The sequence below is a fragment of the Shinella sp. S4-D37 genome (assembly GCF_040812195.1).
In the GTDB taxonomy this organism is placed as follows: domain Bacteria; phylum Pseudomonadota; class Alphaproteobacteria; order Rhizobiales; family Rhizobiaceae; genus Shinella.
The window spans coordinates 2,149,595-2,176,572 of the sequence record NZ_JBFNXL010000005.1; the positions used below are offsets into that span (position 1 = coordinate 2,149,595).

Annotated in this window: 24 protein-coding genes and 3 tRNA genes; 11 read left to right on the top strand and 16 right to left on the bottom strand. The window is 66.8% G+C overall.

Annotated elements, in window-relative coordinates:
- Positions 1-5 precede the first annotated feature (5 nt).
- The 11 genes from nuoG to AB3G45_RS18020 form a co-directional block, all read right to left on the bottom strand.
- The gene (nuoG, locus tag AB3G45_RS17970; protein ID WP_367831832.1) at positions 6-2,084 is read right to left on the bottom strand and encodes an NADH-quinone oxidoreductase subunit NuoG; all 2,079 of its coding nucleotides are present in this window, start codon (positions 2,082-2,084) and stop codon (positions 6-8) included.
- 118 nt (positions 2,085-2,202) lie between these two features.
- Complete coding sequence (locus AB3G45_RS17975) at positions 2,203-2,844, bottom strand: NADH:ubiquinone oxidoreductase (protein WP_367831833.1); 642 nt, start codon at positions 2,842-2,844, stop codon at positions 2,203-2,205.
- Positions 2,845-2,848: 4 nt separating this feature from the next.
- A complete protein-coding gene (gene nuoF / locus AB3G45_RS17980) occupies positions 2,849-4,153 on the bottom strand; it encodes an NADH-quinone oxidoreductase subunit NuoF (protein ID WP_367831834.1) in 1,305 nt (434 codons plus the stop codon).
- Between the two features lie 11 nt (positions 4,154-4,164).
- On the bottom strand, positions 4,165-5,301 hold the full coding sequence (locus tag AB3G45_RS17985) for an NADH-quinone oxidoreductase subunit E (RefSeq protein WP_367831835.1): 1,137 nt from the start codon (positions 5,299-5,301) through the stop codon (positions 4,165-4,167).
- A gap of 16 nt (positions 5,302-5,317) precedes the next feature.
- Positions 5,318-5,560: a hypothetical protein gene (locus AB3G45_RS17990; RefSeq protein ID WP_367831836.1), complete on the bottom strand. Its 243-nt coding sequence runs from the start codon at positions 5,558-5,560 to the stop codon at positions 5,318-5,320.
- Positions 5,560-6,750, bottom strand: a complete 1,191-nt coding sequence (locus AB3G45_RS17995; RefSeq protein WP_367831837.1) for an NADH-quinone oxidoreductase subunit D — start codon at positions 6,748-6,750, stop codon at positions 5,560-5,562. The genes AB3G45_RS17990 and AB3G45_RS17995 overlap by 1 nt, the downstream gene beginning before the upstream one ends.
- A gap of 49 nt (positions 6,751-6,799) precedes the next feature.
- A complete protein-coding gene (locus AB3G45_RS18000) occupies positions 6,800-7,405 on the bottom strand; it encodes an NADH-quinone oxidoreductase subunit C (RefSeq protein ID WP_367831838.1) in 606 nt (201 codons plus the stop codon).
- Positions 7,406-7,424: 19 nt separating this feature from the next.
- Positions 7,425-8,006, bottom strand: a complete 582-nt coding sequence (locus AB3G45_RS18005) for an NADH-quinone oxidoreductase subunit B family protein (RefSeq protein ID WP_367831839.1) — start codon at positions 8,004-8,006, stop codon at positions 7,425-7,427.
- A complete protein-coding gene (locus tag AB3G45_RS18010; protein WP_367831840.1) occupies positions 7,997-8,362 on the bottom strand; it encodes an NADH-quinone oxidoreductase subunit A in 366 nt (121 codons plus the stop codon). The genes AB3G45_RS18005 and AB3G45_RS18010 overlap by 10 nt, the downstream gene beginning before the upstream one ends.
- 454 nt (positions 8,363-8,816) lie before the next feature.
- A tRNA-Asp gene (locus tag AB3G45_RS18015) sits at positions 8,817-8,893 on the bottom strand.
- 47 nt (positions 8,894-8,940) lie between these two features.
- Positions 8,941-9,017, bottom strand: a tRNA-Asp gene (locus AB3G45_RS18020).
- A 244-nt stretch (positions 9,018-9,261) separates the two neighbouring features.
- Between AB3G45_RS18020 and AB3G45_RS18025 the strand changes: the two genes are divergently transcribed.
- From AB3G45_RS18025 to AB3G45_RS18040, 4 genes are all read left to right on the top strand, one after another.
- Positions 9,262-9,337: transfer RNA gene (locus AB3G45_RS18025), tRNA-Val, on the top strand.
- A gap of 259 nt (positions 9,338-9,596) precedes the next feature.
- Entirely contained in the window at positions 9,597-11,360 is a 1,764-nt protein-coding gene (locus AB3G45_RS18030; protein WP_367831841.1) for an adenylate/guanylate cyclase domain-containing protein, read from the top strand.
- Positions 11,361-11,434: 74 nt separating this feature from the next.
- Positions 11,435-11,602, top strand: a complete 168-nt coding sequence (locus tag AB3G45_RS18035; protein WP_367831842.1) for a hypothetical protein — start codon at positions 11,435-11,437, stop codon at positions 11,600-11,602.
- Between the two features lie 5 nt (positions 11,603-11,607).
- Positions 11,608-11,790, top strand: coding sequence for a hypothetical protein (locus tag AB3G45_RS18040; RefSeq protein ID WP_367831843.1), 183 nt, complete (start codon positions 11,608-11,610; stop codon positions 11,788-11,790).
- Positions 11,791-11,856: 66 nt separating this feature from the next.
- Here the strand turns inward: AB3G45_RS18040 and AB3G45_RS18045 are convergent, their stop codons facing one another.
- Positions 11,857-12,399 (bottom strand): Pycsar system effector family protein, encoded by a 543-nt coding sequence (locus AB3G45_RS18045; protein WP_367831844.1) that lies wholly within the window; start codon positions 12,397-12,399, stop codon positions 11,857-11,859.
- 183 nt (positions 12,400-12,582) lie between these two features.
- Between AB3G45_RS18045 and AB3G45_RS18050 the strand changes: the two genes are divergently transcribed.
- Positions 12,583-14,541: a CHASE2 domain-containing protein gene (locus AB3G45_RS18050; RefSeq protein WP_367831845.1), complete on the top strand. Its 1,959-nt coding sequence runs from the start codon at positions 12,583-12,585 to the stop codon at positions 14,539-14,541.
- A 3-nt stretch (positions 14,542-14,544) separates the two neighbouring features.
- Here the strand turns inward: AB3G45_RS18050 and hutC are convergent, their stop codons facing one another.
- Positions 14,545-15,303 carry a histidine utilization repressor gene (gene hutC, locus AB3G45_RS18055; protein ID WP_367833617.1) on the bottom strand — a complete coding sequence of 253 codons (759 nt, stop codon included), beginning with the start codon at positions 15,301-15,303 and terminating at the stop codon, positions 14,545-14,547.
- Between the two features lie 81 nt (positions 15,304-15,384).
- Positions 15,385-16,731, bottom strand: coding sequence for a formimidoylglutamate deiminase (locus tag AB3G45_RS18060; protein ID WP_367831846.1), 1,347 nt, complete (start codon positions 16,729-16,731; stop codon positions 15,385-15,387).
- A gap of 113 nt (positions 16,732-16,844) precedes the next feature.
- Between AB3G45_RS18060 and hutI the strand changes: the two genes are divergently transcribed.
- The 6 genes from hutI to AB3G45_RS18090 all read left to right on the top strand — a co-directional run bounded on the left by hutI (position 16,845) and on the right by AB3G45_RS18090 (position 23,799).
- Positions 16,845-18,068 carry an imidazolonepropionase gene (hutI, locus tag AB3G45_RS18065; protein ID WP_367831847.1) on the top strand — a complete coding sequence of 408 codons (1,224 nt, stop codon included), beginning with the start codon at positions 16,845-16,847 and terminating at the stop codon, positions 18,066-18,068.
- A gap of 42 nt (positions 18,069-18,110) precedes the next feature.
- A complete protein-coding gene (hutH, locus tag AB3G45_RS18070) occupies positions 18,111-19,646 on the top strand; it encodes a histidine ammonia-lyase (RefSeq protein ID WP_367831848.1) in 1,536 nt (511 codons plus the stop codon).
- Between the two features lies 1 nt (position 19,647).
- A complete protein-coding gene (gene hutG, locus AB3G45_RS18075; RefSeq protein ID WP_367831849.1) occupies positions 19,648-20,448 on the top strand; it encodes an N-formylglutamate deformylase in 801 nt (266 codons plus the stop codon).
- Between the two features lie 15 nt (positions 20,449-20,463).
- Positions 20,464-22,140 (top strand): urocanate hydratase, encoded by a 1,677-nt coding sequence (gene hutU / locus AB3G45_RS18080; protein ID WP_367831850.1) that lies wholly within the window; start codon positions 20,464-20,466, stop codon positions 22,138-22,140.
- The gene (locus AB3G45_RS18085; RefSeq protein ID WP_367831851.1) at positions 22,140-22,718 is read left to right on the top strand and encodes a HutD family protein; all 579 of its coding nucleotides are present in this window, start codon (positions 22,140-22,142) and stop codon (positions 22,716-22,718) included. Before hutU ends, AB3G45_RS18085 begins: the two co-directional genes overlap by 1 nt.
- A gap of 94 nt (positions 22,719-22,812) precedes the next feature.
- The gene (locus AB3G45_RS18090; RefSeq protein ID WP_367831852.1) at positions 22,813-23,799 is read left to right on the top strand and encodes an aldo/keto reductase; all 987 of its coding nucleotides are present in this window, start codon (positions 22,813-22,815) and stop codon (positions 23,797-23,799) included.
- A 60-nt stretch (positions 23,800-23,859) separates the two neighbouring features.
- Here AB3G45_RS18090 and secD read toward each other — a convergent pair whose 3' ends face one another.
- Together secD and AB3G45_RS18100 are read right to left on the bottom strand one after the other, a co-directional pair.
- Entirely contained in the window at positions 23,860-26,397 is a 2,538-nt protein-coding gene (gene secD / locus AB3G45_RS18095; protein WP_367831853.1) for a protein translocase subunit SecD, read from the bottom strand.
- A gap of 108 nt (positions 26,398-26,505) precedes the next feature.
- Positions 26,506-26,922, bottom strand: coding sequence for a hypothetical protein (locus AB3G45_RS18100; protein WP_367831854.1), 417 nt, complete (start codon positions 26,920-26,922; stop codon positions 26,506-26,508).
- Positions 26,923-26,978: the final 56 nt, after the last annotated feature.

Genomic DNA, 26,978 nt, shown 5'->3' on the forward strand with positions numbered 1-26,978 from the left:
CGCGCTCATTCCGCCGCGGCTTTGAAATTGTTGCGGGCCAGCGCCGAGCATTCGGCCATGACCGCGGAGGCGCGCGCTATCGGGTTCGTCAAATAGAAGTCTTTGATCGGAGACGCAAACCCGGAATTCGCCATCGTCCCGCCTTTTTTCGCAAGCGCGGAAAGATCGGCGATATCGCCGGCCGCAATCTCGTCGATCGCGGCGAAATGCGGGTGTGCTTCGTAAAGCTTCGCACGGAGCTGGACGAGCGAATCGAAGGGCAGCTTCTTGCCGAGCACGTCGGAAAGCGCGCGCAGGATCGCCCAGTCCTCGCGGGCGTCGCCCGGCGCGAAACCGGCGCGGTTGCCCACCTGGACGCGGCCTTCGGTGTTGACCCACGTACCGGATTTTTCCGTGTAGGTCGCGCCCGGCAGGATGACGTCGGCGACATGCGCCGCATTGTCGCCGTGCGAGCCGATATAGACCGTGAAGGCGGTCTTGCCGGCAAAGTTCATTTCGTCCGCGCCGAGCAGGAACACGACGTCGGTGCCGGTGAGTATGTCGGCTGCCGTCTTGCCCCCCTCGCCCGGCACGAAGCCGAGGTCGAGGCCGCCGACGCGCGCGGCTGCGGTGTGGAGGACGGCAAGGCCGTTCCAGTCCGCCTTCACCGCGCCGACCTTCTCCGCCAGCGCGGAGACGGCCGAGAGGACCGCGAGGCCGTCGGGACGCGACAGCGCGCCCTGGCCGACGATGATCATCGGGCGCTCGGCCTTCTTCAGCTTGGCGGCGAACTTCACCGAACCGTCGAGAAGGCCGGAGAGCGTGTCCGGGCCGGCGCCGAGATAGTCGTAGCCGTAGCGCAGTTCGCCCTGCGCGCCGATCACGCCGATCGGGAAATTGTCCATGCGCCAGCGCTTGCGGATGCGGGCGTTGAGCACGGCGGCCTCGAGGCGCGGATTGGCGCCGACGATGAGCAGCGCATCGGCCTGCTCGATGCCTTCGATGGTCGGGTTGAACAGGTAGCTGGCGCGGCCGAGCGACGGGTCGAGCACCGAGCCGTCCTGGCGGCAGTCCGTATTGGTCGAGCCGAGCGCGGTCATCAGTTCGCGCAGCGCGTAGATTTCCTCGACCGAGGCGAGGTCGCCGGCGATCGCGCCGATGCGGTCGCCGGACGTCGCGGAAACGGCGGCCTTGACGGCGCCGAAGGCCTCGGCCCAACTGGCCGGCTGCAGGCGGCCGTCCTTGCGGATATAAGGGCGGTCGAGGCGCTGCGTCTTCAGGCCGTCCCAGATGTAGCGGGTCTTGTCGGAGATCCACTCCTCGTTGACCGCCTCGTTGACGCGCGGCAGGATGCGCATGACCTCCCGGCCGCGCGTATCGACGCGGATCGCGGAGCCGACGGCGTCCATGACGTCGATCGATTCGGTCTTGTTGAGTTCCCACGGACGGGCCGTGAAGGCGAAAGGCTTGGAGGTGAGCGCGCCGACGGGGCAGAGGTCGACGACGTTGCCCTGCAGCTCGGAGGTCATCGCTTCTTCGAGATAGGTGGTGATCTCGGCATCCTCACCGCGGCCGATGAGGCCGAGTTCGGAAATGCCGGCCACTTCCGTCGTGAAGCGGACGCAGCGCGTGCAGTGGATGCAGCGCGTCATGATCGTCTTGACGAGCGGACCGATATACTTGTCCTCGACCGCGCGCTTGTTTTCCTGGTAGCGCGAGGAATCGACGCCGTAGGCCATCGCCTGGTCCTGCAGGTCGCATTCCCCGCCCTGGTCGCAGATCGGGCAGTCGAGCGGATGATTGATGAGCAGGAACTCCATCACGCCTTCGCGCGCCTTCTTGACCATCGGCGTGGTCGTGAAGACTTCCGGCGGCTCGCCGTTCGGGCCGGGGCGCAGGTCCCTGACGCCCATGGCGCAGGAGGCCGCCGGCTTCGGCGGGCCGCCCTTCACCTCGACGAGGCACATGCGGCAGTTGCCGGCAACCGACAGCCGCTCGTGGAAACAGAAGCGCGGAACCTCGGCGCCGGCCTCCTCGCACGCCTGAAGCAGCGTGAAGTGATCCGGGACTTCGATTTCTTTTCCGTCGACTTTCAGCTTTGCCATATCTCAATCCCGCTTTTGACGCCGGAAAACCCCGCGTCCTGCCAGCGCCATTCTCTCCAGCCTCGGGTCCGCGTCGCGTCCCCTTAGCCCTTGTTCCATCTGCCGGTTCCGGCGGGGTTCAGCCCCCGCCCTTCGCCAGCGCCTTTGCCTGCTCCACCCAGTGATCGCGGGCGATGCGCCCGGCGAAACCGAGTTCGGCTTCGATCCTTTCGACATCGGCGGGCTTCAGGCCCGCAATGTCGACATACCGCCGGAAGCCCATGCCGTTCAGCACCTGCTCCAGCTTCGGCCCGATGCCCGAAATCGCTTTCAGGTCGTCGGCCCTGTCGGTCTTCACGGCCGGCGCCTTGCGCACCGGCTTTGCGTCCGCCGTCTTCGGCGTCGCGCTCCTCTGGCGCGCCACCGTCTCCTTCTTCGCCACGGCGGGCTTTTCCGCCTTCGGCACCACGGTCAGCACCGGCTTCGCCCTGACGGGCTCTACCGGTTGCGGCTGCGCCGCGGTCTCCTCCAGCGCCGCTTTCGCCCGCTCCGCCGCGCTCTGCATCAGGCCCAGCATCGCGCCCGCCATCTGGCCCGCAATGCCGAAGCCGATCGCGGTCGTCGCGGCCATGGCCGCAATCGGATGGGCCATCAGCGGATGCAGCGGCACGTCCGGCATTTCTCTCAGCCAGGGCGCGAGCCCGAAGGGATCGTCGCCGCCGGCTTCAGCCGGCTGAACTCTGGTTGCATGCGCATCCTGTCCCGCCGGCGTCTTCGTCATCGTCTTACTCCGCTGCTTCCAGCACGGCGCCGTGCGCCATGGCGTTGGCCGTGTACTGGTCGATGCGCGCCTCGATCTCCGGGCGGAAATTGCGGATGAGGCCCTGGATCGGCCAGGCGGCCGCATCGCCGAGCGCGCAGATCGTGTGGCCCTCGATCTGCTTCGTCACGTCGAACAGCATGTCGATCTCGCGCTTCTGCGCATTGCCCCGCACCATGCGTTCCATGACGCGCATCATCCAGCCGGTGCCTTCACGGCACGGCGTGCACTGGCCGCAGCTCTCATGCTTGAAGAAGGCCGAGATGCGCCAGATCGCCTTGATGATGTCGGTCGAGCGGTCCATGACGATCATGCCGCCGGTGCCGAAGGAGGACTTCACCTCGCGCAGGCCGTCGAAGTCGAGCGTCACGTTCATCATGTCCTCGGCCTTGACGACCGGGCAGGATGCGCCGCCGGGGATGACGGCAAGCAGGTTGTCCCAGCCGCCGCGGATGCCGCCGCCGTGCTTTTCGACCATCTCCTTGAAGGAGATGCCCATGGCCTCCTCGACCGTGCAGGGCCGGTTGACGTGGCCGGACATCATGAACAGCTTGGTGCCGACATTGTTCGGCCGGCCGAACGAGGAGAACCAGCTTGCGCCGCGGCGCAGGATGGTCGGCGTCACGGCGATCGATTCGACGTTGTTGACCGTGGTCGGGCAGCCGTAGAGGCCCATATTCGCCGGGAACGGCGGCTTGAGGCGTGGCTGGCCCTTCTTGCCTTCGAGGCTTTCGAGCAGCGCGGTCTCCTCGCCGCAGATATAGGCGCCGGCGCCGTGGTGGACATAGATGTCGATGTCGTAGCCGAGCTTGTTGTTCTTGCCGAGGAGGCCCGCGTCGTAGCACTCGTCGATCGCCGCCTGCAGCGCCTCGCGCTCGCGGATGAACTCGCCGCGCACATAGATATAGGCGGCGTTGGCGCCCATGGCGAAGGAGGCGATGACGCAGCCTTCGATCAGCGTGTGCGGATCGTGGCGCAGGATATCGCGGTCCTTGCAGGTGCCGGGCTCGGATTCGTCGGCGTTCACGACGAGATAGTGCGGACGGCCGTCGCTCTCCTTCGGCATGAAGGACCATTTCAGGCCGGTCGGGAAGCCTGCGCCGCCACGGCCGCGCAGGCCAGAAGCCTTGACCTCGTTGACGATCCAGTCGCGGCCCTTTTCGAGAAGCTGCTTGGTGCCGTCCCAATGGCCGCGGGCCATGGCGCCCTTCAGCGACTTGTCCTTGGTGCCGTAGATATTGGTGAAGATGCGATCCTGGTCTTTAAGCATGGTTCACCTCTTTACCGCGGCTTCTTGCCGAAGACGCGGATGTATTCCGCTTCGCCGCCCGTAGCGAGCGCCTCGGCCTGCCTGGCCCAGTCGTCGCGCTCGATGCGGCCCTTGAAATTCAGATAGGAATCGACCCATTCGCGCTCTTCCAGCTTCCAGGCGGAAACCTGCGCGAAGGTGAAGATGCCGAGTTCGTGCAGGATGCCCTCGATCTTCGGGCCGACGCCGGAGATGAGCTTCAGGTCGTCCGGCGTTTCAGGACGCGCGATGCCGGCCGGGCGGTTCTTGTCGTCCAGCGACGGCTTGCCGACGGCGGCCGCGACCGGCTGCTTGACGTCCGCATCGCCGCCTTCGGCGCGCGTGTCGCCGGTCGCCTTGGTGTTGGCGGCGGCTTCCGCCTTGGCAGTCGCCGGCGTCTTCAGCTTGGGATCCGTCTCGACGGCGTCCGTCTTCGGCTTTGCGGCGTTCGACGGGGGAACGCTGACGCTTTCCTCCGCGGTCTTCTTGGCACGGGCGGGCGCCTTCTTCGCGGCCGCTTCCGGCTCGTTGAGGCTCGTGAGGCCGCCGACCGGGGCGGAGAAGATGCGGTCGACCTGCGGGCCGGTCTCGACCGTCGCGCCCTTGCCGGCATCGAAACGGTCGATGATGTGCTCGAGCTGCGTCGCCGTCAGGTCCTCGTAGCTGTCCTTGAAGATCATGATCATCGGCGCGTTGACGCAGGCGCCCTGACACTCGACCTCTTCCCAGGAGAGCGTGCCCGTCTCGTTGAGATGGAACGGCTCGGGATGGATGCGCTTCTTGCAGACGTTGATCAGGTCTTCCGCGCCGCGCAGCATGCAGGGCGTCGTGCCGCAGACCTGGACATGGGCGCGCGTACCGACCGGCAGCAGCTGGAACTGGGTGTAGAAGGTCGCGACCTCGAGCACGCGGATATAGGCCATGTCGAGCATGTCGGCGACGGATTCGATCGCCGCCTTGGTGACCCAGCCGTCCTGCTCCTGCGCCCGCATCAGGAGCGGGATGACAGCCGATTGCTGGCGGCCCTTCGGATACTTGTTGATCGTTGCCTTGGCCCAGGCCGCGTTCTCCTTGGTGAAGGCGAAGCCTGCGGGCTGGACATTGTCATCGGCTAGTCGACGAACGGACATTCTGTAACGCCTTGTCTCAGTTGATCTGCCGGCACTGCGTTTGCGTCGTGTTGACGAATTCGCAGGCGTAGGCCGACGTGTCTTTCTGCATGAATACGACGTAGCGGCTGCCATTTTGCGCCGCCGCCTTGATCTCGTAGCCCTGGCTCGCCAATGCGCCGATGGTGGCGCCCGAAGCGCCGACCGCAACGTCCTGCTGCGCGTTCGCGGCAGCGGCGCTTGCAAGCAGGATCAGCGTGGCAAGGGCGGCGTTCGGCATCAGCGGTCGACCTCGCCGAACACGATGTCGAGGGAGCCGAGGATCGCCGACACGTCGGCGAGCTGGTGGCCGCGACAGATGAAATCCATCGCCTGCAAGTGTGCGTAACCCGGCGCGCGGATCTTGCAGCGGTACGGCTTGTTGGTGCCGTCGGCGACGACGTAGACGCCGAACTCGCCCTTCGGCGCCTCGACGGCCGCGTACACTTCGCCGGCCGGAACGTGATAGCCTTCGGTGTAGAGCTTGAAGTGATGGATCAGCGCTTCCATCGAACGCTTCATCTGGCCGCGCTTCGGCGGAACCATCTTGCCGTCGACCGAGGAGACCGGTCCGATCTTGGCGTCGCCGAGCAGGCGGTCGACGCACTGGCGCATGATCTTGGCCGATTCGCGCATCTCGATCATGCGGATGACGTAACGGTCGTAGCAGTCGCCGTTCTTGCCGATCGGGATGTCGAAGTCGAAGTCGGAATAGCACTCGTAGGGCTGCGAGCGGCGCAGGTCCCAGGCCGCACCCGAGCCGCGCACCATGACGCCCGAAAAGCCCAAGGCCCAGCAGTCCTCCAGCTTCACCACGCCGATATCGACGTTGCGCTGCTTGAAGATGCGGTTGCCGGTGAGCAGTTCGTCGATGTCGTCGACGGTCTTCAGGAACGGATCGATCCACTTGCCGATATCTTCCACCAGCTCGTGCGGCAGGTCCTGGTGCACGCCGCCGGGACGGATATAGGCCGAGTGCATGCGCGCGCCGCAGGCCCGCTCGTAGAACACCATCAGCTTCTCGCGCTCCTCGAAGCCCCAGAGCGGCGGCGTCAGCGCGCCGACGTCCATGGCCTGGGTCGTCACGTTGAGGAGGTGCGACAGGATGCGGCCGATTTCCGAATAGAGCACGCGGATGATCTGGCCGCGGATCGGCACTTCCGTGCCCGTCAGCTTTTCCACGGCGAGCGCGAAGGCATGCTCCTGGTTCATCGGCGCCACGTAGTCGAGGCGGTCGAAATAGGGCACGGCCTGAAGATAGGTCTTCGTCTCGATCAGCTTTTCCGTGCCACGGTGCAGGAGGCCGATATGCGGATCGACGCGCTCGACGATCTCGCCGTCCAGCTCCAAAACGAGACGGAGAACGCCGTGCGCCGCAGGGTGCTGCGGGCCGAAGTTGATATTGAAATTGCGAACGTTGTGCTCGTTCATTGCCGCTTGCTCCAGAGACCGGCGCCCTTTCGGGCCGCGCGACCCAAAATCAGTTCTGCTTCGCCTTCTCGTCGCCCGGCAGCACATAGTCCGTGCCTTCCCAGGGGGAGAGGAAGTCGAAGTTGCGGAATTCCTGCTTCAGTTCGACGGGCTCGTACACGACGCGCTTGACCTCGTCGTCGTAGCGCACCTCCACGAAGCCGGTCGTCGGGAAATCCTTGCGCAGCGGGTGCCCCTCGAAGCCGTAGTCGGTGAGGATGCGGCGCAGGTCCGGGTGACCGGTGAAGAGAATGCCGTACATGTCGTAGGCTTCGCGCTCGAACCAGTCGGCGCCCGGATAGACCGCGCAGGCGGAGGGAACGGGCTGGTCCTCGCCGGTCGCCACCTTGACGCGGATGCGCACGTTCTGGCGCGGCGACAAGAGGTGGTAGACGACGTCGAAACGCTCGGCGCGAGCCGGCCAGTCCACGCCGCAGATATCGACGAGGTTGACGAAGCCGCACTGCACGTCGTCGCGCAGGAAGGTCAGAAGATCGAGGATGCGCGCACCGTCCGTCTTCAGGGTGAGTTCGCCAAAGGCGATATCGGCGGCGGCGACGAGGTTGCCCGCCGCTTCGCCGATATGGGAGGAAAGCTCCTGGAGGGCTTCGCTCATATCTTAAAGTCCCCTGCCCTTAACGTTCGATCGTACCGGTCCGGCGGATCTTCTTCTGCAGCAGGAGCACGCCGTAGAGGAGCGCTTCCGCCGTGGGAGGACAGCCTGGTACATAGATATCGACCGGCACGACGCGGTCGCAGCCGCGCACCACCGAATAGGAATAGTGATAATAGCCGCCGCCATTGGCGCACGAGCCCATCGAGATGACGTAGCGCGGCTCGGGCATCTGGTCGTAGACCTTGCGCAGCGCGGGCGCCATCTTGTTGGTCAGCGTGCCGGCGACGATCATGACGTCGGACTGGCGTGGGCTAGCGCGCGGGGCGAAGCCGAAGCGCTCGACGTCGTAACGCGGCATCGAAAGCTGCATCATTTCCACGGCGCAGCAGGCAAGGCCGAAGGTCATCCACATCAGCGAGCCGGTGCGGGCCCAGGTGATGAGCTCGTCGGTCGAGGTGACGAGAAAGCCCTTGTCGGCGAGTTCGTTGTTGATCTCGCCGAAGAAGGCGTCGTTGCTGCCGATGGGCTTGCCGGTATTGGGATCGATGATCCCCTTGGCCTGCGGCGCGACGAGTGTGTTGTTGGTGTGGGCTACTCCCATTCGAGCGCTCCCTTCTTCCATTCGTAGATAAAGCCGATGGTCAGCACACCGAGGAAGACCATCATCGACCAGAAGCCGAACCAGCCCAGGTCGCCGAAGGAGACGGCCCAGGGGAAGAGGAAGGCGACTTCGAGGTCGAAGATGATGAAGAGGATCGACACCAGGTAGAAGCGGATATCGAATTTCATGCGCGCATCGTCGAACGCATTGAAGCCGCACTCGTAAGCGGAGAGCTTTTCCGAATCGGGGGCCTTGTATGCGACGGCAAACGGCGCGACCAGCAGTGCAATGCCGATCACGAGCGCGATACCGATGAAGATGGCGATCGGGATATAGGAACCGAGAAGTTCAGTCATTGGCGTCCATCCTGCCTGCTGCTGGCGCCGGGAAGACGCCTGTTGGTCGGTGACCTGCAAGCCGAAAAAGTATGTTGCAACGCCACGTCGTTAGCGCAGTGAGAGCAACCGCGCAAGGCTTTGTCCGGCTTTCGCCGCAATCATTGTGCTGTTTTCCCGACCGCCCGGAAAGGCAGGTGGCAAAGCCATTTAAATCGTTACGATTTCATGACGGGCGGCATTCCGGGCGTTTCGCCGCAGGTGCGAAGAGAAATCACTTCGCCTGCCCTGCCCCACCTCCAATTGGCATCGGGATCACGCCAAACGGCGGCTTGAGGTGCGTCAATCTGCACCAGCAAGACGAAGTCCGATTATCCGCGAGAGACCACACGAAGCATCGCCCCGCCGATTCGATCGCATCATATGAAGCATCGCGTGAAGAAACGGCGCCAGATATATGGAGGAGAAGAAAAAATGGCGCGAGTGACGGGGCTCGAACCCGCGACCTCCGGCGTGACAGGCCGGCACTCTAACCGACTGAGCTACACCCGCGCATCTTGTGGCCTTGCGGCCCCGCATGGTTCGTCCGGCCCTTCGAGTGGCGCGAGTGACGGGGCTCGAACCCGCGACCTCCGGCGTGACAGGCCGGCACTCTAACCAACTGAGCTACACCCGCATCCTCGAAAGCGACCGGATGGCGAACCATCCGTCCCGAGCGGCCTTGAGCCGTTCGATGAGCGGCTAACTAAGGGGTTCGCCTTTGGGTGTCAAGCAGGTTTCACGACAAAAGAATGACGCGTCCGAAAATGTTTCCACAGCCTCCCGCATCGCCATGGCCGCATTCAAAAAAATGCAAAAACTTTGCGATTGCCTCTTGCGGATTGATCCGGTTCCGCATAGATCACGGCCACCAACGCGGCGGGCGATTAGCTCAGTTGGTAGAGCGCCTCGTTTACACCGAGGATGTCGGGAGTTCGAGTCTCTCATCGCCCACCATTTTCCCCGAAAATTCAATTTCATAAATGAATTCAGCGCGCGCTTGGCGCGGGGAACCGTCCTTTCCAAGGCTTGCCGCAGATCGCGGAGAATTGTCCTGCGGGAGGCAAATTCCGATTGCAATCAGGACCTGAGCCACTAGTTGACTGAGAAAAGAGCGGATTTGCAGCGAAAGTTCGGTCTATGATGTCCATGCACCGGCAATCCGCCGACAGATCGGGCAGGATTGCGCGGATGGAACGCATATGAGGGGTTCTGCTTGAGCGGCAAGGTGACGCCGGAACAGCGTCTTGGCAGTGAAACCGACGAGCGCCCGGCGGTCTCCCGCGCGTTCTTGCGCCGGCTTCGGCAGTGGACGGGGCTGATCCTCTTCCTCTATGCGACGATGCACCTCCTCAACCAGGCCTTCGGCATCCGCTCGCTGGCGGCGATGGAGATGGCCGGCACGGTGCTCTTCGAGCCGTGGCAGAGCCTGCCGGGGCGGGTGCTGCTTTACGGCGGGCTCACCATCCACGCGGCCCTCGGGCTGCGGGCGCTCTACCGGCGGCGCCATCTGCGGCTTCCGACGGTCGATGCCGTGCAGCTGGTCTTCGGCCTGGCGATCCCGGCCGTGCTCTTCGCCCATGCCGGGGCGATCGCCTATCTGAAGGGCGTCTACGGCGCGCGAATCGATTTCGACAAGACCGTCTACATGCTCTGGGTCCTCAGCCCCGACGTCGCCCTGCCCCGCCAGTTCCTGCTGATCCTCGTCGTGTGGATCCACGGCTGCATCGGCGTGCGCGCCTGGCTGCGCGGAAAACCGTGGTATCCGCGCCATGTGCCGGTCCTGATGTCGCTCGCCACCCTGCTGCCGGTGCTGGCGGTGCTCGGCTTCATCAATGCGGGTCTCGACATGCGCGATCTCGCGGCCCAGGGCGCCGGCGTGCTGCGGCCCGGCCTTGTCGACCTGCCGGGTTCGCCCGGCGCGGCCGCGGCGGCCGAGGCCAACGCGATCGCAAACCGCCTCACCATGGGCTATCTCGCGCTGCTGGCCGGCATCCTCATCCTGCGCATGGCGCGGGACTGGCATGCCACGCGGTTCGATTCGGTCCGGATCACCTATCCCGGCGGCCGCGTCGTCTCCGTTCCCGTCGGCTTCAGCGTGCTGGAGGCGAGCCGCTGGTCGGCCATTCCGCATGCCTCCATCTGCGGCGGGCGCGGCCGCTGTTCGACCTGTCGCGTCGAGGTCACCGCCGGCGGCGAGACGCTGCCGCCGCCCGGCGGCGACGAGCAGCGCCTCCTGCGGCGCATCGGGGCCCCGCCCGCGGTGCGGCTCGCCTGCCAGATCCGGCCGGACCACGACCTTGCCGTCGTGCCGCTCGTCCATTCCGCCGCCGCGGCGCAGCCGGCGAAGGGCGGGCTGGGGCCGGCGGCGGCCCGCCGGGAGGCGGAGGTGGCGGCGCTCTTCGTCGACCTGCGCCAATCCACGCGGCTTGCCGACGATCGCCTGCCCTACGACACCTTCTTCATCGTCGAGCGCTACATCAAGGCCGTGTCCTCGGCGGTGCGGGCGAGCGGCGGCCATGTGACGAACATCGCCGGCGACGGCGTCATGAGCGTCTTCGGCACCGACGGGCCGACGCATGATGCGGCGCGCGACGCCTTTCGGGCGGCGCTGCGTCTGTGGGAGGGGATCGACGCGCTGAACGGCGAGCTGCGACAGGAGCTGAGCGAGCCGCTGCGCATCGGCATCGGCCTGCATGTCGGGGTCGCGGTGATCGGAACGGAATGGACGGGCGGCCTTGAAGGCATGCCCTTCCTCGGCGACACCGGCAATGTCGCCGCGCGCCTGGAGGCCCAGACCAAGCAATTGGGCGCAACGCTGATCGCCTCGAAGGAGGCGGTCCTGATGGCGGCGGGCGAACCGCACGACTTCACCTTCGCGCCCGTCATGCTGGCCGGCAAGCAGGAACCGATAGAGGTCCTGTGCTTCCGCGACAGCGACGCGCTTCGCCGGCTCGTCGACGCGCCCGTTTCCGTCTGACGCCCGCCGGGCGCATCACACTTGACAGGCGTTGCGAAAAATAAGAACATACAGGGAACAAAACGGAGGTGCCGATGCGAAGCGATGCCGTCGAACGAGCCCTGGCCGAAGTTGCCGCCTGCCGGGCCCTGCGCGAGAAACAGCAGGCGCACCGGGCGGAATTCCAGCGCAAGCTGGAGGCGGTCGCCAAGCCTCTCTATGTGCTGAAATCCAAGGCCCAGCTGGAGCTGCGGCTGCAATGATGCCCATGCGACGACAGGGCGGTATCGTGCGCGAGGAGGCCGCCGAGATCCTCGCCCTTCACAACGGCGATGCGCTGGAGGCTCTGCGCACGCTGATCGCCGAGCGGGACGCCGTCGAGGAACGACTTGCCGTCGCAACGCTCGTCATGCGCCGGCAATGCGCGGCCGAAGGCCGGCCTGGAGGATGAAATCCGTCGCCCCGGGATCGATCCCGTCCGTCCGGGCGCGGCTGGAATCGGCGATCGCGTCAGCCCCTAGCGCGTCGCGAGCAGCGCGACATAGGCGATGACCGTCATCAGGAGGCCGCGGAAGGCGAAGCCGACGAAGCGGTACTTGTCGCGGGCGATGGAGGCCATGACGTCGGCATTCTGCAGGTACTGTTCGAAGAGATAGCCGATATCGCGCTCTTGCGCCGCCTTGCGAAAACCCTCGCGGTGATGCGGCCAGGCGCCCCAGAACAGCGAGGTCGCCTTGTCGACGCGGCGCGGCAGCACGACGAGGATCGCCGAGACGATGGAGAAGATCAGCGCGAAGGCGAGCAGGCCGGAGAACACGATCGTCGTGAGGTTGCCCTCTGCATAGCGCGCCCAGGTGAAGACGGCGCGGCTTTCGGTGGAGGTGACCAGCAGCGCGATCATGAAGGTGAAGATATAGGCGGCCTTCTGGTCGGAGATCTTCACCTGGTCGTAGAAGACGTCGTTGATGCGGCGCAGATGATCGAAATGTTCCAGCGCGATGCCCTGCGTGCCGTCGAGGGCCCGCTCCAGGCCGGTCTGCCGCGTTTCCTGTGCCGTCATGTCGCCTCTATCCTTCCTGCATTCGCTCCCTGATAGCCGAGTGCCTTGGGAAAGCAACGGCCGGGCCTTGCCGCCGCTTGACTTTTTCAGGGGGATGACGAGTTCTGGTTGCATGCAGAACCTCAGCCCGCCGCCCGGCCCGCCGACCTTATCAGCCTCGCGGCGTGCCGCCGGGAGCCGCGCATGAGCGCGGCGCTGCGCCTTCCCCATCGCTGGTCGCGCCGCACCCGCCGGCTGGCCGTGCTCGCCCTTGCGGTCAGCGCGCTCGTGTCGGCGCTCGCGCAGCTTCCGGCCTGGTCGCTCGCGGACCTGCGCGCCTTCGACTATCTTTCCACCATCGACGATCCGCGCCCGCCGGCGGGCGGCCCGGTGGTCGTCGCGATCGACGAGCCGTCGCTCGCGGAGATCAATGCGCAATGGCCCTGGCCGCGCGAGCTGCACGGCCGGCTGGTGGAAAGCCTGCGCCGGGCCGGCGCCACGGCGATCGGCCTCGACATCATCTTCGCCGAGCCGTCCAATCCCGCCTCCGATGCCGCCTTTGCCGCAACGCTCGGCCCGGACGTGGTGCTGGCCGGCGACGAGAGCGTCATCGTCACGCCGCAGGCCGAACAGCTTCTGCGCACGACCCCGCTGCCGGCCTTCACCGAAGCGGGCGCGGCGACGGGCATCGCCGCGATCACGCTCGGCGGCGACGGCGTCTTCCGCGACCTGCCGCGCTACGAGGACGGTTTTGCGCTCGCGCTCGCCCGCATCGCGGGCAAGGCCGCGGTCTCACCGGAGGACAAGCTGCTGCAATCCTTCGGCCCCGCGCGCAGCTATCCGACGGTCTCCTATTACCAGGCGCTCGATCCGGAAAACATGCTGCCGAAGGATACGTTCAGGGGCCGCGTGGTCATCGTCGGCCTCAGCCTGCAGAATGCGCCCGTCATCAATTCCGGCGGCGCGGACGCTTTCGCCACGCCCTATACGGTCCATACCGGGCGGCTGGTGTCGGGCGCGGAAATCCAGGCGACGATCCTCGACAATCTCACCGCAGGCGCTGCGATCGCGCGGGCCGGCACGCCGCTTTCCATCCTCGCCGTCGCGCTCGCCGCCCTGCTCGCGGCGGCGATCGTGCGCCGCGCGACGCGCTGGCAGACGGCCGTGCTCGGCGGCCTTGCAAGCGTGGCGCTCGCCCTCCTCAGCTTCGCGCTCCTGCGCGAGGCCCACCTCTTCGTCTCCCCCATCGGCCCCACCATCGCGCTCCTTCTGGTCGCGGCGGGCCAGACGGCGCTCGATTACGCGGAGGAGCGGCGCCGGCGCCGCGAGATCGTGCGTGCCTTCTCGCAGTATCTCTCGCCCACCCTCGTCGAGCGCCTCGCGCGCGATCCCTCCCAGCTCAAGCTCGGCGGCGAGCGGCGCACGCTCTCCATCCTGTTTTGCGACGTGCGCGGCTTCACTACCATCGCCGAGACGATGAAGGACGACCCGGAGCAGTTGACGACGCTGATCAACCGGCTGCTGACGCCGCTCTCGGACATCGTGCTGCAGCACGGCGGAACGATCGACAAATATATCGGCGACTGCGTGATGGCCTTCTGGAACGCGCCGCTCGACGACGAGGACCACGCCCGCCATGCCGTGGCCGCCGCGCTCGACATGCTCGACGTGATGGCGACGCTGAACGCGAAGCTGCAGGCGGAGGCCGCGGGAAGCGGCAGCCCCTACCATGCGCTGCGCATCGGTATCGGCATCAACACCGGCGAATGCGTGGTCGGCAACATGGGCTCCTCGCAGCGCTTCGACTATTCGGTGCTCGGCGATGCGGTGAACCTCGCCTCGCGCCTGGAGGGTGCCTCGAAGGCCTATGGCGTGCCGCTGCTGATCGGCGAAAGCACGGCCGGGCTGGCGGCGGCGGATTTCGCGGTGCTCGAACTCGACCGCATCACCGTCAAGGGTCGCAGCGTCGCCGCCCCCGTCTTCACCGCCATTCGCGCCCTGCCGGACGCGGCGAAGGCGCTGCATGCCCGTTTCGTCGAGGACAAGTATGCCGGGCGGCTCACCGCCGACGATGCGGCCTTCGACACGCTGATCGAGGCCGCCCCGGCGCTCGCGCCCTACTATGCGACCGTCCGGTCCGAGCATGTGCCCGGCGGGGCATAGGCCCTACGCGCCCTGTTTGGGATGCGAGGGCGCGAACTCGGCGACCAATTCGTGCTTCTCGCCGGGATAGGTCAGCCGCACATGGGTGACGTAGAGGCCGCCGCTCCAGGTGCGGCGCTCCACGACGAGGCAGGGCGTGCCGGGCGCGATCGCCAGGAGTTCGGCGGCGCGGGCATCGGCGCCGACCGCGCGGATGCGGTGCTCGGCGGCGCTCCAGGGCACGCGGCTGATCAGCCAGGCGCCCGGCGCGGTATCCTCGAAGCTCTCGTCGGCCGCTTCCGGCACCGCTTCGAGGTTGATGAGGCGGTCTTCCAGGCAAAACGGCTGCGCGCCGGCGAAATGCAGGGCGGAAATGTCCGTCAGCCGGGCCTTTTCGGAAAGCTCCATCAGCCGCCGGTCGGCGGCCTTCGCGGCGCGGTTTACCCGCGTGCGCCGCGCGTAGCGATACGGCAGGCCGAGCGATTCGACCTCCAGGCGGATATCGTGGATTTCCAGCACCGCCGACTGGGCGTGCGGATGGGTGACATAGCTGCCGGACTTGCGCCGGCGCTCGATCAGGCCGCGCTTGACGAGTTCGGTGATCGCCTTGTTCACCGTCATGCGCGAGCACTGGTACTGCTCGGTCAGTTCGTGCTCGAAGGGGATGCGGTGGCCCGGCGGCCACTCGCCCGAAAGGATCCTGCCCTCCACATCCTCCAGGATGCGGCGGTGCAGCGAGGGCTCCTTGGCCTCGGCCTGCCTGTTGTCCCCGAGAGTGGAAATGGTCGCCTCCGCGCTTGCCGGGCGCAGATTCGCCCGGTCTAAAAAGTCATAGGAAAGGCGGGGCCGCCTTTCAATACGTCTTCAGGCCTCGGCCAGGGCCCGCATGGCGGCCGTGAAGCGCCGGCCGATCGCCTCGTGCGCCACATGGCGGCCGCCCTCGACCTGCCTTCGGCCGTTGACCCAAACGCAATCGACCGCCGCGCCATTGGCGAAGATCCAGCCGTCGAGCAGCGCGTCGCCGGCAAGATCGAGGCCGTGCCGGGCCTTCAGGCTGACGAAATCGGCGGGCCTGCCGGCCGAAAGGCCAGGTTCGACGCCGAGCGCCGCCGCGCCGCCGAGCAGCGCGCCGTCGAAGAGCGCCCGGCCCGTCGAGCCGCCGGGGGCGGCAAGCACGTTGCGGGCGCGGTGGGCGAGGCGCTGAGAATATTCAAGCTGGCGCAATTCGTCCGGCAGGCCGATCAGCACGTTGGAATCCGAACCGACGCCGAAACGGCCGCCATGGGCAAGGAAATCCGGCGCCGGGAAGGTGCCGTCGCCGAGATTGGCCTCCGTCACCGGGCAGAGGCCGGCGATCGCGCCGGCCTTCGCCATGCCGCGCGTCTCGGCCTCGCTCATGTGCGTCGCGTGGATGAAGCACCAGCGGCCGTCGACCGCCTGGTTGTCGAGCAGCCACTCCACCGGGCGGCGGCCGGACCAGGCGAGGCTGTCCTCCACTTCCTTGACCTGCTCGGAGATATGGATGTGGACCGGCGCGTCACCCGCCATACCCACGACGTCGGAAAGCTCGTCCGGGGTGACGGCGCGCAGGCTGTGCGGGGCGACGCCGGTGATGCCTCCCGGCAGCGCATCGGTCAGCGCACGGCAGCGCTCCAGCAATGTGGCATAGGACTGCCGGTCGCTGATGAAGCGGCGCTGGCCCTCGCCCGGCGCGGTGCCGCCGAAGCCGGCATGGGCGTAGAAAACGGGCAGCAGCGTCAGCGCGATGCCGGTCTTAGACGCCGCGGCGGCGATGCGCGCGGCCATCTCGGCGATATCGGCATAGTGCCCGCCGTCCTTGTCATGGTGCAGATAGTGGAACTCGCCGACGCGGGTGAAGCCGGCCTCCAGCATCTCCACATAGAGCTGGCCGGCAACGGCCTCCACGTCGTCGGGCGTCATCGACAGCGCGAAGCGGTACATGACATTGCGCCAGCTCCAGAACGAATCGCTGCCCGGCCCGCGCGTTTCCGCCAGCCCCGCCATGCCGCGCTGGAAGGCGTGGCTGTGCAGGTTCGGCATGCCGGCGACGATGGCGTCGTGGCGCTCGTCGCCAGGCGCCGGCGCGGCGCCGGTTTGAAGCGTCGCGATGCGGCCGTCCGCAATGCTTATGCGGACATCCTTCGCCCAGCCGCCCGCAAGCAGCGCCTGCCTTGCATGAATGATCGCCATCGCCCGTTCCTTCTCCCGATCGTGCATCCCTAGCGCCGCGCCCGCAAATTGGCTCTTGCGCCCTCTCAATTATGTATATACATTATCTTCATCACAGGGAAGAGGCAATCACGATGACGACACCGGAAAAGGACAGTCCCCGGGTCTGGCGCAATGCCCGGCTTGCGACGCTCAAGGAGAGCCTGCCGGACCTCGGCATTATCGAGAACGGCGCGATCGCCGTCCAAGACGGCCGCATCGCCTTTGCCGGGCCCGAGGCCGAGCTTCCCGCCGAATTCTCCGCCGCGCAGACCATCGACTGCGAAGGCCGCTGGATCACGCCCGGCCTCATCGACTGCCATACCCATCTCGTCCATGCCGGCGACCGCGCCCACGAATTCGAGCTGCGCCTAGCCGGCGCCTCCTATGAGGAGATCGCCCGGGCCGGCGGCGGCATCGTCTCCTCCGTCAAGGCGCTGCGCGTCGCGAGCGAGGACGAACTGGTGCGTCAGACCCTCCCCCGCCTCGATGCGCTGATCGCCGAGGGCGTGACCACCGTCGAACTGAAATCCGGCTACGGCCTCGACACCGAGAACGAGGTGAAATCCCTGCGTGCCGCGCGGCGAATTGCCGAGACGCGCGACGTCACCGTGCGCACCACCTTCCTCGGCGCCCATGTGCTGCCGCCGGAAATGAACGGCGACAAGACGGCCTATATCGACAAGGTCGTCGGTGAGATGCTGCCGGCCGTCGCGGCCGAAGGGCTTGCCGATGCCGTCGACGGTTTCTGCGAGGGCATCGCCTTCTCGCCGGAGGAGATGGCCAGGGTGTTCGACGCCGCCAAGGCGCACGGCCTGCCGGTGAAACTGCATGCCGACCAGCTTTCCAACCTGCACGGCGCGGAAATGGCCGCCCGCTACGGCGCGCTGTCGGCTGATCACCTCGAATATACCGACGATGCGGGCGCGGCGGCGATGGCGAAGGCCGGCACCGTCGCCGTCATCCTGCCCGGCGCCTTCTATTTCATCCGCGAAACGAAGAAGCCGCCGGTCGATCTCTTCCGCAAGCACGGCGTCCGGATGGCCGTCGCGACGGACGCCAATCCCGGCACCTCGCCGCTCACCTCGCTGCTCCTCACCATGAACATGGCCGCGACCCTCTTCGGCATGACCGTCACGGAATGCATCGCCGGCGCGACGCGCGAGGCCGCCCGTGCCCTTGGCCTCGTCGACGAGGTGGGAACGCTCGAAGCCGGGAAATGGGCCGATTTCGTCCTCTGGGACATCGGCCGGCCGGCGGAACTGGTCTATCGCATGGGCTACAACCCCATGCATGCCCGTATCCGCAGCGGACACTGATCCATTCAATACGCAGCACAGCGCTGCATCGGGAACCGTACCATGACGATCACGCTCCATCCGGGCTCCGTGCCCTTGAAAACCCTTGAGACCATCTACTGGACCGGCGAAGCTGCCCGGCTCGACGCGTCCTTCGACGCCGGAATTCAGAAGGCCGCCGCGCGCATCGCGCAAATCGCCGGCGGCGACGAGCCGGTCTACGGCATCAATACCGGCTTCGGCAAACTCGCCTCCATCAAGATCGCGCCGGCGGACGTCGCGACGCTCCAGCGCAACCTGATCCTGTCGCATTGCTGCGGCGTCGGCAAACCGCTTGCCGAAAACATCGTGCGCCTCATCATGGCGCTGAAGCTGATCTCGCTCGGCCGCGGCGCGTCCGGCGTGCGCATCGAGGTTGTGCGCCTCATCGAGGCGATGCAGGCGAAGGGCGTCATCCCGGTCATTCCGGAACAGGGCTCCGTCGGCGCTTCCGGCGACCTCGCCCCCCTCGCCCACATGACGGCGGTGATGATCGGCGAAGGCGAGGCCTATCATGCCGGCGAGCGCCTTTCCGGCGGCAAGGCGCTTGAAAAGGCCGGTCTTACGCCCGTCGTCCTCGCCGCCAAGGAGGGGCTTGCCCTCATCAACGGCACGCAGGTCTCGACCGCCCTGGCGCTGGCCGGCCTCTTCCGCGCGCACCGCGCCGCCCAGGCCGCCCTCGTCACCGGGGCGCTTTCCACCGATGCCGCCATGGGCTCCTCCGCACCGTTCCATCCGGATATCCACACGCTGCGCGGCCACAAGGGCCAGATCGACGCCGCATCCGCGCTGCGCGCGCTGCTTGCCGGTTCCGTCATCCGCGAAAGCCACATCACCGGCGACGAGCGCGTGCAGGACCCCTATTGCATCCGCTGCCAGCCGCAGGTCGACGGCGCCTGCCTCGACCTCCTGCGCTCCGCCGCGCGCACGCTCGAAATCGAGGCCAACGCCGTCACCGACAACCCGCTGGTCCTTTCCGACGACAGCGTCGTGTCGGGCGGCAACTTCCATGCCGAGCCCGTCGCCTTCGCCGCCGACCAGATCGCGATTGCGACCTGCGAGATCGGCGCCATCGCCCAGCGCCGCATCGCGCTGCTCGTCGATCCCGCCCTCTCCTTCGGCCTGCCGGCCTTCCTCGCCAGGAAGCCGGGCCTCAATTCCGGCCTGATGATCGCGGAAGTCACCTCGGCCGCGCTGATGAGCGAGAACAAGCAGATGGCGCATCCGGCCTCGGTCGATTCGACGCCGACCTCCGCCAACCAGGAAGACCACGTCTCCATGGCCTGCCACGGCGCCCGCCGCCTCTTGCGCATGACCGAAAACCTCTCCGCCATCGTCGGCATCGAGGCGCTGACGGCCGCCCAAGGCATCGAGTTCCGCGCCCCGCTCGTCACCAGCCCGGAATTGCAGAAGGTCGTCGCCGCGCTGCGCACGGTCGTCGCGACGCTGGAAGAAGACCGCTACATGGCGCCCGACCTTGCCGCCGCCGGCACCTTCGTCTCCTCCGGCGCCCTCGCCGCCTCGCTCACCAAGGGCATCCTGCCGGTTCTGGAGGCGTAAGGTGACGCTGTTCGAACTTCACCAGGGCACCTCGCCCGTCATCCTCGCCTTCCCGCATACCGGCACGGATGTGCCGGCCGACATATGGGAGCGCCTGAACGACAACGGCCGCCTCCTCGCCGATACGGACTGGCACATCGAGCGCCTCTATGCCGGCCTCCTGCCGGATGCAACGACGGTGCGGGCCACGTTCCACCGCTATGTCATCGACGCCAACCGGGATCCGGCCGGCGTCAGCCTCTACCCCGGCCAGAACACGACGGGCCTCGTTCCGGAAACGGATTTCGACGGCAAGCCGATCTGGAAGGACGGCAAAGCGCCGACCGAAGCCGATATCGCCTATCGGCTCGCCAATTTCCATGCGCCTTACCATGCGGCTCTCGCCGCTGAGATCGAGCGTGTGAAGGCGATCCATGGCGTGGCGATCCTCTACGATTGCCACTCGATCCGCTCGCATATCCCCTTCCTCTTCGAAGGCCGGCTGCCGGATTTCAATGTCGGCACCGACATGGGCCGCACCTGCGCCAGGGAAATCGAAACGGCGACGTTCGAAATCTGCGCCAAGGCCGAGGGCTATACCAGCATCCTCAACGGCCGCTTCAAGGGCGGCTGGACGGTGCGCCACTACGGCAGGCCGGAGACCGGCGTGCACGCCATCCAGATGGAGCTTGCGCAGGCGAGCCACCTTGCCACCGAGGCCCCGCCCTTCGACCTCAACGAGGCGAAGGCCGCAAGACTGCGCATTCCCCTCAAGGACATCCTGAACCGTATCGAGGCCCTCGCCTCCACCCTTGCACGCTGATCCTGGAGAACAGCCATGACCGACAATCCCCGCCACAACATCCGCGAAGTCCGCGCCGCCACCGGCACCGAACGCACCGCCAAGAGCTGGCTGACCGAAGCGCCGCTGCGCATGCTGATGAACAACCTCGACCCGGACGTCGCGGAAAACCCGCACGAACTCGTCGTCTACGGCGGCATCGGTCGCGCCGCCCGCACCTGGGCGGATTTCGACCGGATCGTCGCCTCGCTGCGCGACCTCGAAGACAACGAGACGCTGATCGTGCAGTCCGGCAAGCCGGTCGGCATCTTCCGCACGCACAAGGACGCGCCGCGCGTCCTCATCGCCAATTCCAACCTCGTGCCGCACTGGGCCACCTGGGACCATTTCAACGAGCTGGATAAGAAGGGCCTTGCCATGTACGGCCAGATGACGGCCGGCTCGTGGATCTATATCGGCAGCCAGGGCATCGTGCAGGGCACCTACGAGACCTTCGTGGAGGCCGGCCGCCAGCACTATGGCGGCAACCTCAAGGGCAAGTGGGTGCTGACCGGCGGCCTCGGCGGCATGGGCGGCGCCCAGCCGCTCGCCGCCGTCATGGCCGGCGCCTCGTGCCTTGCCGTCGAATGCAACCCGGATTCGATCGATTTCCGCCTGCGCACCCGCTATATCGACGAGAAGGCCGAGACGCTCGACGAGGCCATGGCGATGATCGACCGCTGGACGAAGGCGGGCGAAGCCAAGTCCGTCGGCCTGCTCGGCAACGCCGCGGAAATCCTCCCCGAGATGATCCGCCGCGGCATCCGCCCCGACATGGTGACCGACCAGACCTCCGCCCACGACCCGATCAACGGCTACCTGCCGAAGGGCTGGACCATGGCCGAGTGGAAGGCCAGGCGCGAAAGCGACCCGAAGGCCGTCGAGAGGGCCGCCCGCGCTTCCATGCGCGAGCATGTCGAAGCGATGATCGCCTTTAAGGACATGGGCATCCCGACCTTCGACTACGGCAACAACATCCGCCAGGTCGCCAAGGACGAAGGCCTCGAAAACGCCTTCGCCTTCCCGGGTTTCGTGCCGGCCTATATCCGCCCGCTGTTCTGCCGCGGCATCGGCCCGTTCCGCTGGGCGGCGCTGTCCGGCGATCCGGAGGACATCTACAAGACCGACGCCAAGGTGAAGGAACTCCTGCCCGACAACAAGCACCTGCACAACTGGCTGGACATGGCCAGGGAGCGCATCTCCTTCCAGGGCCTGCCGGCGCGTATCTGCTGGGTCGGCCTCGGCGACCGTCATCGCCTCGGCCTCGCCTTCAACGAGATGGTGAAGAACGGCGAATTGAAGGCCCCCATCGTCATCGGCCGCGACCACCTCGATTCGGGCTCCGTCGCCTCGCCGAACCGCGAGACGGAAGCCATGAAGGACGGGTCCGACGCCGTGTCCGACTGGCCGCTGCTCAATGCCCTGCTCAACACCGCCTCGGGCGCGACCTGGGTGTCGCTCCACCATGGCGGCGGCGTCGGCATGGGCTTCTCGCAGCATTCGGGCGTCGTCATCTGCTGCGACGGCACGGATGAGGCCGCCGAGCGCGTCGGCCGCGTCCTGTGGAACGACCCGGCGACCGGCGTCATGCGCCACGCCGATGCCGGCTACGACATCGCGCTCGACTGCGCCCGCGAAAAGGGCCTGCGCCTGCCGGGCATCCTCGGTAACTGATGACCCGCCTTTTGCGCAACGCCGACCATCGCCGCATGCCGTGGAAGAACGGCGGCGGCGAGACGGTCGAGGTGATCGTCCATCCGGAAGGCGCGAGCCTTTCGGATTTCGGCTGGCGCGTCAGCATGGCGCGCGTGGCGGGCGACGGGCCCTTCTCGGTCTTTCCCGGCATCGACCGCACGCTGGCCGTGCTATCGGGCGACGGCATGGCGCTCTCGATCGAGGGACTTGGCGAGACGCTGCTGACGCCCGCCTCCGCGCCCCTCGCCTTCCCGGCCGATGCGCCGACCACGGCGCGCCTCACGGGCGGGCCGATCACCGACCTCAACGTGATGACCCGGCGCGGCGCCTTCCGACACCGGCTGACGCATCACGTCACGCGTGATACACTGGCGCTGCCGGAAACGACGGGCGAACGTCTTCTGCTGGCGCTGGAACCGCTCGGCGTCTCCACGCCGGAAGGCCTCGTCGGGCTCCAGCCGCTCGATGCGCTCGTGCTCGGCGGCGCATTGGCGGCGGAGGTCGTGCCGATCGGCGATGAGGCGACCTTCTATCTGGTGGAAATCATCCAGGACTGACCCTTTGCGGGGACGCGATTTCCTTGTCCGCGCCGGAGCGGAGTGCTACCTCCCGACACATTCATTCATTGGGCATTTGTCGGGAGAAATTTTCATGAGACATCGCAAATTCGGCCGCACGGGTTTCACCACCACGGATATCGGCTTCGGCGCCTGGCAGATCGGCGGTTCCTGGGGTGATGTCAGCGAGGCGGACGGCCGTGCCGCGCTCAACGCCGCGCTCGACGCCGGCATGTCCTTCATCGACACCGCCGACGTCTATGGCGACGGCCGCTCGGAAAAGATCATCGCCGACGTGCTGAAGGACCGCGGCGGCCAGCGCCCGATGGTGGCCACCAAGGCCGGCCGCCGGCTTTCCCCGCATGTGGCCGATGGCTACACCAAGGAAAACCTCGAAGGTTTCATCGACCGCAGCCTGCAGAACCTCGGCGTGGAGCGGCTCGACCTCCTGCAGCTTCATTGCCCGCCGACGGAGGTCTATTACCGGCCAGAGGTGTTCCATGCGCTGGAAGAGATCAAGGCCGCCGGCAAGATCGCCAATTACGGCGTCAGCGTCGAGAAGGTCGAGGAGGCGCTGAAGGCGATCGAATATCCCGGCGTCACCAGCGTGCAGATCATCTACAACATGTTCCGCCAGCGCCCGGCGCAGCTCTTCTTCAAGGAAGCCGCCCGTCGCCAGGTCGCCGTCATCGCCCGCGTGCCGCTGGCAAGCGGCCTGCTCTCGGGCAAGATCACGCGCGACACCGCGTTCGCCGCCGACGACCACCGCAACTTCAACCGACAGGGCGATGCGTTCGATGTCGGCGAGACCTTTGCCGGCGTGCCCTTCGAGACGGGCCTTAAGGCCGTCGAGGAAATCCGTGCGCTGGTGCCGGCCGGCACCGCCATGGCCGCCTTCGCGCTGCGCTGGATCCTGATGGCCGATGCGGTCAGCGTCGTCATTCCGGGCGCGCGCAACGCCGCGCAGGCCGAGGCGAACGCCCGGGCCGCCAGCCTGCCGGCGCTTTCGGACGAGGTGATGGAGGCGACGCGCGAGGTCTATTACCGGCTCGTCGCGCCGCATGTGCACGACCGCTGGTAGGCTGCCGCATCTCAGGCATTTCGATACGAAACGGGCGCCTCAGGGGCGCCCGTTCCATTTTCAAGCCTCGCTTGCCGGCGTCGTTGCCGGGCCGGGCGCCCGGGCGGTATCGCGGTCCTTCCACCAGCGGCTGAGGAAGAGCAGGATCGGGCCGCCGATATAGATCGACGAGGTCGTCGCGACGACCACGCCGAACAGCATCGGCCAGGCGAAGGGCTTTACCGTGTCGCCGCCCCAGATCGCCATCGGCAGCAGCGAGACCGCCACGGCAACCGAGGTGAAGATGCATCGCATGACCACCTGGTTGACCGACAGGTCGATGAGGTCCGAGAAGGGCATCGACTTGTACTTGCGCAGGTTCTCGCGCATGCGGTCGTACACCACCACCTTGTCGTTGACCGAATAGCCGATCAGCGTCAGCACCGCGGCGATGGCCGTCAGGTTGAAGTCGATCTGCATCAGCGCGAAGAAGCCGACCATCTTGGTGATGTCCAGGATCAGCGTCGCGATGGCGCCGACGGCGAAGTGCCACTCGAAACGCCACCAGATGTAGATCAGGATCGCCAGCATGCCGAGGCCGACGGCAAGGAAGCCGGAGCGGGCAAGCTCGGTCGAGACGGTCGGGCCGACCACTTCCGTGCGCTCGAAGCTGGCGTCCGGGATCACTTCGGCGACGCCGTCGCGGATCATCTGGAGCGCCGCCGTCTGCACCTCTTCGCCGCCCGGCTGGCGCTGGACGCGCACGAGGACGGACGTGCCCTGGCCGAATTCCTGCAGGGCGACCTCGCCGAGGTTGAGGCCTTCCATCTTCTCGCGCAGCGGGGCGAGGTCGATCGGCGTCTTGGAGGTCGCCTCGACCTGGATACCGCCGACGAAGTCGATGCCGTAGTTGAGGCCCGGCGTGAAGAACAGGATGATCGAGCTCGTCGAGATGAAGGCCGACATGGCGATCGCGATATAGCGGCCGCGCATGAAGGAGAAGCTGGGGATCGCCCAGACCTGGCCGAAGATCGAATGGATGTCGATCTTCTTCATCTTGCGGCGGATGACCACCTCGCGCATCAGCAGGCGCACGAAGGTGATCGAGGTGAACATCGAGATCGCCAGGCCGATGATCATGGTGATGGCGAAGCCGCGTACCGGGCCGGAGCCGAACATGAAGAGCAGGATCATGCCCACCATGGTCGTCATGTTGCCGTCGACGATGGTGGCATAGGCCTTGTTGAAGCCGACGTCGAGCGCCTTCATGGCCCCCGCGCCCGCCGCCGTCTCCTCGCGGATACGGGCGTTGATCAGGATGTTGGCGTCGACGGCCATGCCGATGCCGAGGATGATGCCGGCGATGCCGGGCAGGGTCAGCGTCGAGCCGAGAAGGCCGAGGAGGCCGATGGTCAGGATGGTGTGCAGCACGAGGCCGAGATTGGCGATGAGACCCCAGGAGCCGTAGAGCACCTGCATCAGCACGACGACGGCGGCAAGGCCGGCAAGACCCGTATAGAGACCCATGCGGATCGAGTCGGAACCGAGGTTCGGGCCGACGGTGCGCTCCTCGATGATGGTGAGCGGCGCCGGCAGCGCGCCGGAGCGCAGCAGCGCGGAAAGAACGGTCGCTTCCTGCGGGTTGAAGTTGCCGGAGATCTGGCCCTGGCCGCCGATGATCGGCTCGCGGATGACGGGGGCCGTCAGCACCTTGCCGTCGAGGACGATGGCGAAGGGTTTTCCGACATTCGCCTGGGTGATCTCCGCGAACTGGCGCGCGCCGGTCGAATCGAAGCTGAACGAGACGATCGGCTCGTTCGTGCGCTGGTCGAAGCCGGCCTTGGCGTCCGCGAGGCGATCGCCCGAAATGGCGACGCGCTCTTCCACGGCATATTTGCCGGGATCGTTGGCGCCCGGCAGGATCATCACGCCGCGCGGGGCGACGCTGTTCGGGTCCACGGTCTGGTCGACCATGTGGAAGCTCATCTGCGCGGTCGAGCCGAGCAGCTGGCGCAGGCGCGTCGGGTCCTGCAGGCCCGGAAGCTGGACGAGGATGCGGTCGCCGCCGACGCGCTGGATCAGCGGCTCGGCGACACCGACCTGGTCGACGCGGCGGCGGATGATCTCAAGGCTCTGCTCGACGGCGGCCGACATGCGCTCGTTGATGCCGGCTTCCGTCAGCATGACGTTGATCAGGTTGCCGCTGGTGGCCACATCGATATCGGCGCTGCCGGCGGAAAAGCCGAGCGTCGTCGTCGGCGTCGCGAGCTTGCGCACTTCCGGCAGGATCTTGTCGAGCGTCGCCTGGTCGGGCAGCGTGATCGTCAGCGTCGTGCCGCTGAGGCGGGCGGCCGAGGCGCGCTCGCCGGCGGTGCGCAGGATCGCACGCGTATCGTTGAGCAGCACGTCCATGCGCGCCTTGCGGAGCGCTGCGGAATCGACCTCCAGCACGAGGTGCGAGCCGCCCTTCAGATCGAGGCCGAGGGTGACGGGATTGGCGGGCAGGTAGCGCCCGAATGTCGCCTGCTGTTCAGACGTCAGCACGTTGGGCACGGCCGCGAGCACCCCGAAGAGGATGATCGCGATATAGACCAACAATGCCCATTTGGAGGTTTTCATGGGTTTGTTCCATCTAGACTGCCGGACGGGCGCGACGTGAGGTCGGCGCCGTCCGCGGGATTCGGAATTTCGAACGAATGGCGCGGCGTTCAGGGACGCCACAGGGCCTCAGGCGGAAAAAGCCGGAGGCGCGCGGCTGCGGAAGGACGCAGGCCCCAGGTGCCGGGGCGCCGCATCGTCGGCAGCAAGGAAGACCACCGCGACGGCGGTCTCGAAGGGATAGAGCACGACACCGGCGCCCGGCACGAGCGCCTTGCCGGCGGCGTCGCCCTCCAGCAGGCCGCTCTTGGCCTTGGCGACGCGCCGCTCGGCGTGGCCGCTCGCCGGTAACCACAGGTCGTCGCCGGCGGCCGAGAGCGGCGACGGCGCGACCCCGCCCGCGGCGGTGGCCGGAGGCGGATGGCCGCTGCCGGCGGCGCTGTCGGGCAGGGAAAACTGCGAGAGGAACAGCGTGACGAGCAGCACGAGGAAGCCGAGGGGCGCAAAACCCCGCTCCCGGATCGTCGCTTCTCTGCCGGTCCTCAACGTCATATCCGTCCGTTTCTTCAGGGCGGAGCGCCGCGCGAAGCAGGCTTCGCAGC

Bases quoted from the DNA above. Each gene is read 5' to 3' on its own strand.
- nuoG (WP_367831832.1), bottom strand. From the start codon at position 2,084: ATGGCAAAGCTGAAAGTCGACGGAAAAGAAATCGAAGTCCCGGATCAC.
- AB3G45_RS17975 (WP_367831833.1), bottom strand. From the start codon at position 2,844: ATGACGAAGACGCCGGCGGGACAGGATGCGCATGCAACCAGAGTTCAG.
- nuoF (WP_367831834.1), bottom strand. From the start codon at position 4,153: ATGCTTAAAGACCAGGATCGCATCTTCACCAATATCTACGGCACCAAG.
- AB3G45_RS17985 (WP_367831835.1), bottom strand. From the start codon at position 5,301: ATGTCCGTTCGTCGACTAGCCGATGACAATGTCCAGCCCGCAGGCTTC.
- AB3G45_RS17990 (WP_367831836.1), bottom strand. From the start codon at position 5,560: ATGCCGAACGCCGCCCTTGCCACGCTGATCCTGCTTGCAAGCGCCGCT.
- AB3G45_RS17995 (WP_367831837.1), bottom strand. From the start codon at position 6,750: ATGAACGAGCACAACGTTCGCAATTTCAATATCAACTTCGGCCCGCAG.
- AB3G45_RS18000 (WP_367831838.1), bottom strand. From the start codon at position 7,405: ATGAGCGAAGCCCTCCAGGAGCTTTCCTCCCATATCGGCGAAGCGGCG.
- AB3G45_RS18005 (WP_367831839.1), bottom strand. From the start codon at position 8,006: ATGGGAGTAGCCCACACCAACAACACACTCGTCGCGCCGCAGGCCAAG.
- AB3G45_RS18010 (WP_367831840.1), bottom strand. From the start codon at position 8,362: ATGACTGAACTTCTCGGTTCCTATATCCCGATCGCCATCTTCATCGGT.
- AB3G45_RS18035 (WP_367831842.1), top strand. From the start codon at position 11,435: ATGCGAAGCGATGCCGTCGAACGAGCCCTGGCCGAAGTTGCCGCCTGC.
- AB3G45_RS18040 (WP_367831843.1), top strand. From the start codon at position 11,608: ATGCGACGACAGGGCGGTATCGTGCGCGAGGAGGCCGCCGAGATCCTC.
- AB3G45_RS18045 (WP_367831844.1), bottom strand. From the start codon at position 12,399: ATGACGGCACAGGAAACGCGGCAGACCGGCCTGGAGCGGGCCCTCGAC.
- AB3G45_RS18050 (WP_367831845.1), top strand. From the start codon at position 12,583: ATGAGCGCGGCGCTGCGCCTTCCCCATCGCTGGTCGCGCCGCACCCGC.
- AB3G45_RS18060 (WP_367831846.1), bottom strand. From the start codon at position 16,731: ATGGCGATCATTCATGCAAGGCAGGCGCTGCTTGCGGGCGGCTGGGCG.
- hutI (WP_367831847.1), top strand. From the start codon at position 16,845: ATGACGACACCGGAAAAGGACAGTCCCCGGGTCTGGCGCAATGCCCGG.
- hutH (WP_367831848.1), top strand. From the start codon at position 18,111: ATGACGATCACGCTCCATCCGGGCTCCGTGCCCTTGAAAACCCTTGAG.
- hutU (WP_367831850.1), top strand. From the start codon at position 20,464: ATGACCGACAATCCCCGCCACAACATCCGCGAAGTCCGCGCCGCCACC.
- AB3G45_RS18085 (WP_367831851.1), top strand. From the start codon at position 22,140: ATGACCCGCCTTTTGCGCAACGCCGACCATCGCCGCATGCCGTGGAAG.
- AB3G45_RS18090 (WP_367831852.1), top strand. From the start codon at position 22,813: ATGAGACATCGCAAATTCGGCCGCACGGGTTTCACCACCACGGATATC.
- secD (WP_367831853.1), bottom strand. From the start codon at position 26,397: ATGAAAACCTCCAAATGGGCATTGTTGGTCTATATCGCGATCATCCTC.